The organism is Latilactobacillus curvatus JCM 1096 = DSM 20019, assembly GCF_004101845.1.
Classification (GTDB): domain Bacteria; phylum Bacillota; class Bacilli; order Lactobacillales; family Lactobacillaceae; genus Latilactobacillus; species Latilactobacillus curvatus.
This window is the reverse complement of the sequence record NZ_CP026116.1, coordinates 679,955-691,399: the sequence shown is the minus strand read 5'-3', so window position 1 is coordinate 691,399 and position 11,445 is coordinate 679,955. Positions and strand designations below refer to the sequence as shown.

Annotated in this window: 12 protein-coding genes; 9 read left to right on the top strand and 3 right to left on the bottom strand. The window is 42.7% G+C overall.

What is annotated here, in order from left to right; genetic code table 11:
• Positions 1-54: 54 nt before the first annotated feature.
• The 3 genes from LCU_RS03660 (at position 55) to LCU_RS03650 (ending at position 2,860) form a co-directional block, all read left to right on the top strand.
• On the top strand, positions 55-1,080 hold the full coding sequence (locus tag LCU_RS03660; RefSeq protein ID WP_004269990.1) for a serine hydrolase domain-containing protein: 1,026 nt from the start codon (positions 55-57) through the stop codon (positions 1,078-1,080).
• An 86-nt stretch (positions 1,081-1,166) separates the two neighbouring features.
• Positions 1,167-2,141, top strand: a complete 975-nt coding sequence (gene manA / locus LCU_RS03655; RefSeq protein ID WP_004270017.1) for a mannose-6-phosphate isomerase, class I — start codon at positions 1,167-1,169, stop codon at positions 2,139-2,141.
• Between the two features lie 74 nt (positions 2,142-2,215).
• Positions 2,216-2,860, top strand: a complete 645-nt coding sequence (locus LCU_RS03650) for an HD domain-containing protein (RefSeq protein ID WP_004269994.1) — start codon at positions 2,216-2,218, stop codon at positions 2,858-2,860.
• A gap of 119 nt (positions 2,861-2,979) precedes the next feature.
• On the opposite strand, the gene LCU_RS03645 is transcribed toward LCU_RS03650, so the two are convergent.
• From LCU_RS03645 to LCU_RS03635, 3 genes are all read right to left on the bottom strand, one after another.
• Positions 2,980-3,219 (bottom strand): hypothetical protein, encoded by a 240-nt coding sequence (locus LCU_RS03645; protein WP_004270001.1) that lies wholly within the window; start codon positions 3,217-3,219, stop codon positions 2,980-2,982.
• A gap of 151 nt (positions 3,220-3,370) precedes the next feature.
• Positions 3,371-4,114, bottom strand: coding sequence for a type 1 glutamine amidotransferase (locus LCU_RS03640; RefSeq protein WP_056965840.1), 744 nt, complete (start codon positions 4,112-4,114; stop codon positions 3,371-3,373).
• On the bottom strand, positions 4,111-5,460 hold the full coding sequence (locus LCU_RS03635) for a Mur ligase family protein (RefSeq protein ID WP_004270013.1): 1,350 nt from the start codon (positions 5,458-5,460) through the stop codon (positions 4,111-4,113). The genes LCU_RS03640 and LCU_RS03635 overlap by 4 nt, the downstream gene beginning before the upstream one ends.
• Positions 5,461-5,637: 177 nt before the next feature.
• On the opposite strand from LCU_RS03635, the gene LCU_RS03630 reads away from it, so the two are divergent.
• The 6 genes from LCU_RS03630 to upp all read left to right on the top strand — a co-directional run bounded on the left by LCU_RS03630 (position 5,638) and on the right by upp (position 11,304).
• Positions 5,638-6,231, top strand: a complete 594-nt coding sequence (locus LCU_RS03630; RefSeq protein ID WP_056965842.1) for a thymidine kinase — start codon at positions 5,638-5,640, stop codon at positions 6,229-6,231.
• A 6-nt stretch (positions 6,232-6,237) separates the two neighbouring features.
• Positions 6,238-7,335 carry a peptide chain release factor 1 gene (gene prfA, locus LCU_RS03625; RefSeq protein WP_004265393.1) on the top strand — a complete coding sequence of 366 codons (1,098 nt, stop codon included), beginning with the start codon at positions 6,238-6,240 and terminating at the stop codon, positions 7,333-7,335.
• Positions 7,313-8,179, top strand: a complete 867-nt coding sequence (gene prmC, locus LCU_RS03620) for a peptide chain release factor N(5)-glutamine methyltransferase (protein WP_004269973.1) — start codon at positions 7,313-7,315, stop codon at positions 8,177-8,179. Before prfA ends, prmC begins: the two co-directional genes overlap by 23 nt.
• A gap of 33 nt (positions 8,180-8,212) precedes the next feature.
• Positions 8,213-9,232 carry an L-threonylcarbamoyladenylate synthase gene (locus LCU_RS03615; protein ID WP_056965844.1) on the top strand — a complete coding sequence of 340 codons (1,020 nt, stop codon included), beginning with the start codon at positions 8,213-8,215 and terminating at the stop codon, positions 9,230-9,232.
• A 33-nt stretch (positions 9,233-9,265) separates the two neighbouring features.
• Complete coding sequence (locus LCU_RS03610) at positions 9,266-10,513, top strand: serine hydroxymethyltransferase (protein ID WP_056965845.1); 1,248 nt, start codon at positions 9,266-9,268, stop codon at positions 10,511-10,513.
• Between the two features lie 161 nt (positions 10,514-10,674).
• Entirely contained in the window at positions 10,675-11,304 is a 630-nt protein-coding gene (upp, locus tag LCU_RS03605) for a uracil phosphoribosyltransferase (protein WP_004269972.1), read from the top strand.
• Positions 11,305-11,445: the final 141 nt, after the last annotated feature.

The window sequence follows — 11,445 nt, the reverse complement described above, 5'->3', positions numbered from 1 at the left end:
TTTGTCCGTGTTTGGCGTATACTAGTGATATTGATGTAGTAGGAGGAATTTAACATGCGATTTGAACAAACCATCCGGCAAATTGAAGCGCTAGTTGATGAAGGGATTGTCCCTGGTGTTTCTTATGCCATCATCGAAGGCCCTGAAGTGATGACTAATGTAATCGGGCAGGCCGAATTAGTGCCCCAAAAAGTGCCGTTAAAAGCTGATCAGTTGTATGATTTAGCGTCATTAACGAAAGTGATTGGGACGACGACCATTATTTTACGGCTATTGGAAAAAGGGCGGCTTTCTTTACGAACAAAAGTGCATAGTTTGTTGCCGGCCTTTAAAGATCGACGGGTGACGGTCTTGCATCTATTGACGCACACGTCCGGTTTAACAGGCTACATTCCGAATCGGAATCAATTATCGGCTGCCGAATTAAAAACGGCGCTTTTGACGCAATTAACGGTCGGCCCAAATTTTGGTGAAAAGGTTGTTTACACGGACATTGGTATGTTGTATTTGGGCTGGATGATTGAAGCCATCTATCAAAAACCGATTCAGGATTTGATTCAAGAACTCGTTTTAACCCCACTCGGTATGCAAGCCAGTACGTTTAATCCGGACAAAAGTTTGGCGGTCCCGACTGAATTGAGTGCCGAACGCGGCTTAATCCAAGGCACGGTCCACGATCCGAAAAGTGCGATCTTACAAAATCATAGTGGTGCAGCCGGCTTGTTTGCCCCATTAAAAGACGTTGTCCGCTTTGCCCAGTTCCAATTAGGGCAGTTGAAGGTTGAACAGCCACCAATCAGTCAGGCGAGTGTTAAGAGTCTCTATCGTGATTGGACACCAAAACATCTCGGGCGCTCACTGGGCTGGGATTTGCGCTTTGAGCCGCAAGAACACCAGCCACTGATTTATCACACCGGTTTTACCGGCACGTTCATGCTATTGGATCGCAAGCGGCAAACGGGGCTGATTGTCCTGAGTAATCGCATTCATCCAACGGCTGATAATCCGGTCTTTTTGGAACGACGAGATGCGATTGTGGCACAATTTTTAGCGGATAATCACCTAGAAACAAAAGCCTAGTCAAATTCGCAAATTTGCGTATTATCCGCTTACATTTGTGGTAAAATGGGACTATTGATAAATAAAGCGCATTAGGAGTGAGTGAATTGACAGAACCTTTATTTCTAAAACCTGTTTTTCAAGAAAAAATTTGGGGTGGTCGCAAATTAGCTGAAGCCTTCGATTATGATTTACCAGACGGCGATATTGGTGAATGTTGGGCCATTTCAGCCCATCCCCATGGTCCTAGTACCATCGAAAATGGCCCATTAAAAGGGCTCACATTAGATCAAGCATGGGCAACCCACCGCGAATATTTCGGTAATGCAGAAGGTAAAGTATTCCCATTGTTAACTAAGATTTTGGATGCTGAAGCAAGTCTTTCTGTCCAAGTGCACCCAGATGACGCTTATGCTGCTGCTCATGAAGGTCCAACCGAACTCGGTAAGACGGAATGTTGGTATATTTTGGATGCTGAACCAGGTGCTTATTTAATCTATGGCCACCATGCCAAGACCAAAGCGGAATTAACAGCAATGATTGAAGCAGGCAAGTGGGATGATTTACTCCGCAAAGTGCCCGTTAAGACTGGTGACTTTTTCTACGTCCCAAGTGGCACGATTCACGCATTGAACAAAGGGATTATGGCGCTTGAAACCCAACAAAGTAGTGATACAACATATCGGTTATACGATTATGATCGGGTTGATGCTAAGACGGGCGAAAAACGCGAACTACACTTGAAGCAATCAATTGATACGACGATTGTGCCGCATCAAGATCCCGTTTTGAATATTCAAACAGAACATGTTGGAGATTCAACAATCACGACTTATGTGCAACCACCAATGTCACCATTTTTCAGTGTTTACCAATGGTTAGTGAAGGGCGACTTACACTTTGATCGGACAACGGCACCCTATACTTTAGTCTCCGTGGTCGATGGTGAAGGCGAACTGATTGCCGATGGGCAAACTTACCCAATTCACAAGAATATGCATTTTGTGTTACCATTTGATATTAAGTCATGGGACTTAAAAGGTGACATGCAAATTATTGCGTCAGAACCGGGTAATAAGTAAACTGAATATAACCAATTGCAACCGCAGCCGTGGTTGCAATTTTTTTTAATGATTAAAAGAGTAGGATGACAAGTATGCAAAGACAAATCGAAGCAATTGAACAATTTGTACGAACGGAATTGGCAGCAGAACACAGCGGTCATGGATTCGATCACATTCAACGGGTCGTGAATAATGCCCGTTTAATTCAGCAAAAAGAGTTAGCTGCGGACCTAACAACGATTATCTTGGCGGCCTTATTGCATGATGTGATTGATGAAAAAATCGCGACTGATGTTGAACAGGCTCGACAAAAGGTAAAAACTAAACTAACCGAAAACGGCATACAAGATGGCCAACAAACGGCAATTTTTGATATTATCGACCACATGTCCTTTTCGAAAAATCTCAATCAACACCAAACGCTAAGTTTAGAAGGGCAAATCGTTCAAGATGCGGATCGGTTAGATGCAATCGGCGCGATTGGGATTGGGCGGACCTTCATGTATGGTGGCGCACACGATGGGGTTGCTTATGATCCTGAGATTCAACCACGGGCGGAATTGACAAAGGAAAACTATCGCGAACCGTCTACCGTGATTAACCATTTTTATGAGAAATTATTTAAATTGGCAGCAACGATGAACACACAGGCAGCGCGCGAAATCGCGCAAGCGCGAACGGATTTCATGCACCAGTTTGTGGATCAGTATTTAGCGGAGTGGACAGGGCAACGCTAAAAAACGAAACATTGATATGCAAAAGGGCGGTAACAATATTTTTGTTAGCGCCCTTTTGGATAGTTGTATTCTGATCGTTTAAACGTGTTCTGTAAGTCATCCGAACCCAGAGCCACACGTTAGCCATCGACCGTTAGCCAGTCGTTTTGGAGTAGTTCGTGGGTTCTCTTTTGCAGGGGTAACCACAATTCAGCGCGGAGGATATTGATGAGGGATTCCCAGAAGAGGCGGTCCTTTTTTTGTTGGTCGGTAATATGTAATTCGATTTCTTGACCACTTTCAGTGGTTGCGAAAACTTTATCATGATTTTCAATCCGATTAATTTGAACGGACTCGACTGCTGGCATTTGATTTAACATAATGATTCGCTCCTTTTTATAGGTTAAAGTCAGTATACCGAGCAAGTATTGTGAAACGATTATCATTTTATGAATAAAAAGTGTATTTTTTCTTGCGAAATGATTAAGACATCAAAAAAGTCGACCGCATAATGGTCGACTTTTTGATTTGTTAATTTTGGACGCGTTTGACGCCGGCTGCATCGACTTGGTAACGTGATTCTTCGAGTGGTAAGTCAGCGATTTGTTGTAAATCAAATTCTGGAAAACGCCGGCTAACCGCAATCGATAAAAGTCGTTTGGCTAAAACACCGTTGTGCGTGAGAATTGGACCATGGAAGTATGAACCAAATGTGTTTTTATAAACACAACCTTCGGTGCCGTCATCACCATTGTTGCCGTGACCACGTTTGATGTAACCAAGTGGTTTTTCATCCTTGCCCAAGAAAGTCCTGCCGTTGTGATTTTCAAAACCGAGGTAGGTTTCGTTAAACTCACGGTTTTCGATGACAATATCACCGATAAAACGATTGTTATCTTGGCTCAATGTGTAATGATCAAGTGCGCCGATTCCAGGAATCTTGTCGCCGTTTGCGCCAATATAGTAGTGACCTAATAATTGATAACCACCACAGATGGCAAGCATAACACCACAGTTTTCAATGTATTCGGTGAGGGCTGCTTTTTTGTCGTTGAGGTCTTCTGAGATGATTTTTTGTTCGAAGTCTTGGCCACCGCCGAAGAGAACGATATCGTAACGACTTGCATCGAAATCTTGACCGATACTAATGACTTCTGTTTCAGTTTGAATGCCAACTTTTTTGGCATAGTAATCAAGGACTAAAATATTACCAAGATCACCATATGTGTTCATTAAATTGCCGTATAGATGACAAATTCTTAATGTCTGGGTCATACTGATAGTCCTTTCTTAATATAATTGGCAGCTGCCAGCTTCTTACGTAGTTGTAAAACAGCGGTATAAGTTGCTAATACATAAACATGTTTGGTTGGGGCTGCTTCAATGGCTGCCATCGTTGCATCGAGTTCTTTAGTTTCGTGTAATTGATCTGCCGTGACACCAGCTACTTTTAGCCGGAAAGCGATATCGTCACCGCGTTCGCCACCGGTAATCACGGTTGGAATGTTGTGTTTGAGTAAGTCTTCAAACTCGCCATCCCAAATCCAACTCGTATCAATTCCATCGGCATAGTTAGCATTAAGCAACATTGCGAGTGAAAAGTCTTCTGGATCAGAACTGATCATTTGTAAGACTTGGTTTAAGCCAACCGGATTTTTAACGAGTACCAATGTGACCGCTTTGTCTTTTAATTGAATGACTTCTTGACGGCCAAAGATTCGTTTGTCTTCAGTGAAGGCCTTTTGAATTGCTTTCACTGGAATATCAAAGAATCGACCGACACTATAGGCTGCAAGTGCGTTATAGATGTTGTACATGCCGCCAATTGAAATTTCAAACGGTTCGTTGTTAATTTCAAAGTGTGAATTTGTGGGGTGCATCTGATTGATGGCAGTGACTGCTTCGTCTAATTCAGGTCGTTGGTAGCCACAATTAGGGCAGTAAAACTTCCCTTGGCTGGCATAACTGATGAATTTGTAATGAATGATGTGATCACAAACGGGGCACAAAACGCCGTCTGTGTTGCTTGGAGCCATCATTTCGCCATCTGGTAAGTGGTTGAATCCGTAATAAATCTTTGGATTAGGAAGTTCAACCGATGAAAAGAGAGGCAAGTCAGCGTTCATAATGAGGGTTGCCTCAGGAACGAGTTTGACGCCCGCTAGAATCATATTATAAGTCGTGTAGATTTCGCCGAAACGATCCATCTGATCACGGAAAATATTCGTCATCACAATCGCTTTGGGCTTGATGTAGTGACAAAGGGGTTCCACATTGGCTTCATCGACTTCGAGGACGGCCAATTGCCGTTGTCCTTTTTGAGGATGATCTGCTAAAAAGGCGGTGGTCAACCCTTGCATCATGTTCGAGCCACTCGAATTGGTCATGATATGATCGTATTTTTGCTTCAACGTCTGCACAGTGAGTGCGGTCGTTAATGTTTTACCATTGGTACCGGTAATGATAATCACGTCGTAGTTCTTGGTTAACTGCTTTAACACAGCAGGATCGAACTTGGTTGCGATTTTCCCGGGGAGGGAGCTGCCACCTTTCATAAAGGTATGTAAATACCAATATGAAAAACGTCCTGCTGTAATTGCAAATGAGCTTTTAATTGTCATGCTTGCCACCCTTTCAATGTTCATAATCATAGCATAAATTCTCAATTTGGACGATATAAAAACGCATCTGCAAATAAAATAAGGGAAACTTTAGAATTTAATAGTGGCGAATATTGTTGCCTCGCTGATTTTCAGGTATACTAGATTAAAATGTGCTTAACATAGGGGTGTTTGAGAGTGGCGCAATTATTTTTTAGATATGGTGCAATGAATAGTGGTAAGTCGGTTGAAATTTTAAAAGTCGCACACAATTATGAAGAGCAGAATAAATCAGTGATCATCCTGACGAGTGGGATTGATAATCGCGACGGGGTGGGGATTGTTTCAAGTCGGATTGGGCTCAAACGTGAGGCGACACCGATTTTCTCGGATACGAATATCTTTGAGTTGGTACAATCGACTAATCCGGATGCAGCGTGTGTCTTGATTGATGAATCACAATTTTTAGAACGGCATCACGTAATCGAAGCGGCGCAGGTCGTTGATGATTTGAATATCCCAGTGATGGCGTTTGGGTTGAAGAATGATTTTAAGAATGAATTATTCGAAGGCTCGAAATACTTATTGCTATTTGCCAATAAGATTGAAGAAATGAAGACCATCTGTTGGTTCTGTCGCAAAAAAGCGATTATGAACTTGCGAATGAACGATGGCAAACCGGTTTATACGGGTGAACAGATTCAAATCGGGGGCAACGAAGCATACTACCCCGTTTGTCGGAAACACTATTTTAACCCACCGGTAACACAAGAGAGTGAAAAGGAAGGCTAGTCATTCATGGATAAAATGTTTGAACAACTTGATAGTTTGTTAGACCGCTATGCGGAATTACAGGAATTAATGTCTGATCCAGAAGTGATCAACGAAACCAGTCGGTATATGGAATTGTCTAAAGAAGAAGCGGGTTTACGGGAAATTGTTGGTAAATACACGCGTTTGAAGACTGTCTTAAACGACATTGCAGAAAGCGAAGAATTGTTACGCGAATCTAATGACCCAGAAATGGAAGAATTAGCTAAAGCGGATTTAAGTGAGTTACAAGATGAAAAGGAACAATTAGAACAAGACATCAAGATTTTGATGTTACCAACGGATCCTAACGATGAAAAGAATATCATCATGGAAATTCGTGGGGCTGCTGGTGGCGACGAAGCCAGTCTCTTTGCAGGTGATTTGTTGAATATGTATCAACGCTACGCTGAATCACAAAACTGGCAAACTGAAATCATCGATGAAACGGCTACAGAAGTGGGTGGCTTCAAAGAAGTTGCGATGATGATTACCGGTAAAAATGTTTATTCGAAGTTAAAATATGAAAATGGTGCGCACCGTGTCCAACGGATCCCAAAGACCGAATCACAAGGTCGTGTTCATACCTCAACAGCGACTGTTGCAGTTATGCCTGAATATGATGGGGTTGACGTGCAGCTCGATCCTAAGGATATTCGGACTGACGTTTATCGTGCCTCAGGTGCTGGTGGTCAACATATCAATAAAACCTCTTCAGCCGTGCGGATGACGCATATTCCAACCGGGATTGTGGTTGCGATGCAAGATCAACGGTCACAACAACAAAACCGAGTGAAGGCAATGCAAATCTTACAGTCACGGGTTTATGATTTCTATGAATCACAAAATCAAAGTGAATACGATTCAAGCCGGAAGTCAGCGGTTGGGTCTGGGGATCGTTCTGAACGGATTAGAACATATAACTATCCACAAAACCGAGTGACGGATCATCGAATTGGTTTAACGTTAAACAAATTAGATCGGATTATGAACGGGGAATTAGGCGACGTCATTGATGCGTTAATTCTTTACGATCAAACCGAAAAATTGGAGCAATTACAAGATGGCACAGCTCACTTATCTTAAAGCCCTGAATTGGGCTTTTTTATTTTTAGAAGAACACGCTAAAGAACGTGAAGCAGCGCGCTTTTTACTACTCGGTCGTAAACATTGGACGACGACCCAACTGGTCTTGCATTATCACGATGAAATGCCGACTGCCGAATACGATCAGTATCAAGCAGACTTAAACGCGTTTATCGCTGATCAACCGGCACAATACATTTTGGGATATGCTAATTTTTACGGACGCGATTTTAAGGTGACGCCGGCAACGCTTATTCCACGACTTGAGACGGAAGAATTGGTAGAATGGATATTAGATGCTACACAACCAAAGAACCGACCACTTAAAGTGTTGGATGTTGGGACAGGAACGGGCGCCATTGCAATTACCCTTGCCTGTGAGCATCCAGAATGGGAAGTGACCGCAATTGATATTTCACTAGAAGCGATTGCTGTTGCACAAGCAAATGCGCGCCAATTAAACGCGCATGTTAACTTTATCGTGGGTGATTTTCTAACCCCAGTGATGGGCCAACAGTTTGATGTGATTGTGTCTAATCCGCCATATATTGCACAAGATGAACGGCATGTGATGGATGCGTCCGTTTTGAAATACGAACCCGACTTGGCCCTATTTGCAGATAATAACGGCTTAGCGTTTTATGAACGGTTTGCTAAAGAAGTGCGTGCGTATTTAAAACCAGATGGGCAGCTTTATTTAGAGTTCGGTTATCAGCAAAAAGAGGCGATCGTTCGGTTATTCGAACATGAATCGACCGATGTAGCGGTTACAATCAAAAAAGATATGGCTAATTGGTCTAGAATGGCCCGTGTGGGTTACGATTTCAATCGGAATTTGGTATGATGTAAATCAGAAGTAGAGTAAGGAAGGCCTATAATGGAAACCAAGAGATACACAGTAGAACAGATTGAACAAGCAGCAGCAGATTTAAAAGCGGGCGAATTGATTTCATTTCCAACTGAGACCGTCTATGGTCTTGGGGCAGATGCGACGAATCCTGAAGCGGTTAAGAAAGTTTATGCCGCTAAGGGGCGCCCAAGTGATAATCCGCTAATCGTGCATGTAGCAAGTGTTGCGACGGTTGAGCATTACGCAGCCGAAGTTAGTGATCGATTTAAGCAATTAGTCGACGCTTTTTGGCCCGGTTCATTGACAATTATTTTGCCGCTAAAACATGCGGCACTAGATTCAGTTGTGACGGGTGGTTTAAAGACCGCTGCCTTTAGAATGCCGAACAATGCGGTGACGTTAGACTTGATTAAAGCGGCCGGTGTCCCACTTGTGGGGCCTTCAGCCAATACATCAGGCAAGCCCAGTCCAACCACTGCCGATCACGTTTTACATGATCTAAATGGAAAGATTGCCGGTGTCATTGATGATGGTCCAACTGGTGTTGGGTTGGAATCAACGGTGATTGATTTAAGTGTTGCGACACCCGTTATTTTACGACCCGGTGTTGTGACTCAAGAAGCCATTGAACGTGTGATTGGGCCGATTATGACAAACCACCATAAAGTTGGCGCAGCTGAAACGCCAAAGGCACCAGGCATGAAATACAAACACTATGCTCCAAATGCACAGGTTTACATAGTGCCAACGCCAGATGAATTTCCGGCGGCGGTTAAATGGGCCAGTCAACAAAGTGTGCCATTTGGTGTTATGGCGGTTGATACGGTGTTAGGGCAGTTATCTGACGTTAGGTTTAAAGATCAGTTCTCTTTAGGTGATTCTGTAGTGACTGCTAGTCAACACTTGTTTGAAGGATTACGGTATTTTGATTTGAATCCTGAGGTTAAAATTATATTAGTGCAAGGCTTCGCAAAAGAGGGTGTCGGATTAGCGTATATGAATCGCCTCGAGAAGTCTGCCGGCCAACAATACTTTACTTCGAAATAGGCACTATTTTAATAGGAAGAGGAGTGATTGTAAATGATTGAACAAACTGATCCAGAAATTTACGAATTGATTAAAAAAGAGGAACAACGCCAGGTGCATAATATTGAACTAATTGCTTCTGAAAACATTGTTTCCGGAGCTGTTCAAGAAGCACAAGGTAGCGTATTAACCAATAAATATGCCGAGGGTTATCCGGGCAAACGGTTTTACGGTGGTTGTGAATTTATCGATCAAATTGAATCACTCGCGATTGAACGTGCTAAACAACTTTTTAATGCAGAACATGCCAATGTACAACCGCACTCCGGTTCGCAGGCTAATATGGCAGTTTACCAAGCGCTTTTAGAACCCGGTGATAAGATTTTAGGGATGAACCTCACAGATGGCGGTCATTTAACCCATGGGTCACCGTTTAACTTCAGTGGGCAACTTTATCACTTCTATAGTTATGGCGTTGCTGACGATAACGAACGAATCGATTATGATGCGCTCGCTGCTAAAGCGGATGAAATTCATCCTAAAATGATTGTTGCAGGGGCATCAGCATACAGTCGGACAATTGACTTCCCAAGATTACGCGCCATTGCCGATCATGTCGGTGCCTATTTAATGGTCGATATGGCACACATTGCTGGTTTAGTGGCAACTGGTGTTCATCCAAGTCCAGTGCCATATGCCGATGTGGTGACCACAACAACGCATAAAACGTTGCGTGGACCTCGTGGTGGAATGATTTTGTGTAAAGCAGAATATGCCAAAGCAATTGACTCTGCCATCTTCCCTGGTATTCAAGGTGGACCGCTCGAACATGTCATTGCGGCGAAAGCTGTTGCATTTGGTGAAGATTTACAACCTGAATTTACAGCATATACAAAACAAATTGTGGCCAATGCGCAAGCGATGGCTGCCGTTTTCGAACAATCTGACTTAGTACGTATGGTTTCAGGCGGGACTGACAATCATTTAATGTTACTCGATTTAACGCAGAGTGGCTTAAATGGGAAGGAAGTCCAAGCATTTTTAGATAGTGTCCACATTACCGTTAATAAGAATACCATTCCTTTTGAAAAATTAAGTCCATTTAAGGCAAGTGGGATTCGAATTGGGACCCCAGCAATCACATCGCGCGGGTTTAAAGAAGCGGATTGTGAATTGATTGCGCAATTAATTTTAGAAGTGATTGAAAAACACGATCAATTAGACGCCATGACGCGCATTAGTGCAGATGTTTTAGCGTTGACGGATCGTTTTCCAATCACACAAGCTAAATTTTTAGATTAATTAATGAATACCGCTAGTTTTTTGATGCTATTTACGCTACAATAGTAAACAGAATTTTACGCGGAAGGGAGAGTGACTCGGAGAAGGTTTTCTTTGGAGTCACTCTTTTTTTGCGAAAAAAATTTGGACTAAATTCATTGAATAGAATAGGGGCAAAGTAAATGGCAAAATTCACAGTATTAAATCATCCGTTAATTCAACACAAATTAACGATTATCCGGAATAAGGATACGGGTACTAAAGTTTTCCGCGAAGTCGCAAACGAAATCGCAGAATTAATGGTTTATGAAATCACGCGCGATTTAGCAATGGAAGACGTAGAAGTTGAAACACCAATGGGGCCTGCAATTGAAAAACAATTGAGCGGTAAAAAATTAGCCGTTGTGCCAATTCTGCGTGCAGGTCTTGGGATGGTTGATGGCGTTTTAGAATTAATCCCAGCCGCTAAAGTTGGTCACATTGGTATGTACCGTGACGAAAAAACATTACAACCCCACGAATACTTTGTTAAATTACCAACAGATATCGATCAACGACAACTATTCATCGTTGATCCAATGCTTGCAACTGGTGGCTCAGCAATCATGGCCATCGATGCCCTTAAAAAACGCGGCGCAACGTCAATGCGCCTTGTTGTACTAGTGGCTGCACCTGAAGGCGTTAAAGCTGTTCAAGAAGCCCATCCAGATGTTGACATCTATGCAGCTGGTCTTGATGATCATTTAAACGAGGATGGATACATTGTTCCTGGTTTAGGGGATGCAGGCGACCGTCTTTTCGGGACTAAATAGCCATTAATTAGGTACCGATAATAAAAGCGCGCAACACTTGATTTTCCTGTGTTACGCGTTTTTTTTGCCAAAAAAGCAACCGTTAATAAGTTTAATCTTTTGATATGATAATATTTATGGTATTTGAGTGCATTGACAAAA

What these genes read in the sequence shown, in the direction of transcription:
- LCU_RS03615 (WP_056965844.1), top strand. Translation starts at nt 8,213, where the DNA reads ATGGAAACCAAGAGATACACAGTAGAACAGATTGAACAAGCAGCAGCA.
- LCU_RS03640 (WP_056965840.1), bottom strand. Translation starts at nt 4,114, where the DNA reads ATGACCCAGACATTAAGAATTTGTCATCTATACGGCAATTTAATGAAC.
- LCU_RS03610 (WP_056965845.1), top strand. Translation starts at nt 9,266, where the DNA reads ATGATTGAACAAACTGATCCAGAAATTTACGAATTGATTAAAAAAGAG.
- upp (WP_004269972.1), top strand. Translation starts at nt 10,675, where the DNA reads ATGGCAAAATTCACAGTATTAAATCATCCGTTAATTCAACACAAATTA.
- LCU_RS03660 (WP_004269990.1), top strand. Translation starts at nt 55, where the DNA reads ATGCGATTTGAACAAACCATCCGGCAAATTGAAGCGCTAGTTGATGAA.
- prfA (WP_004265393.1), top strand. Translation starts at nt 6,238, where the DNA reads ATGGATAAAATGTTTGAACAACTTGATAGTTTGTTAGACCGCTATGCG.
- prmC (WP_004269973.1), top strand. Translation starts at nt 7,313, where the DNA reads ATGGCACAGCTCACTTATCTTAAAGCCCTGAATTGGGCTTTTTTATTT.
- LCU_RS03635 (WP_004270013.1), bottom strand. Translation starts at nt 5,460, where the DNA reads ATGACAATTAAAAGCTCATTTGCAATTACAGCAGGACGTTTTTCATAT.
- LCU_RS03650 (WP_004269994.1), top strand. Translation starts at nt 2,216, where the DNA reads ATGCAAAGACAAATCGAAGCAATTGAACAATTTGTACGAACGGAATTG.
- LCU_RS03645 (WP_004270001.1), bottom strand. Translation starts at nt 3,219, where the DNA reads ATGTTAAATCAAATGCCAGCAGTCGAGTCCGTTCAAATTAATCGGATT.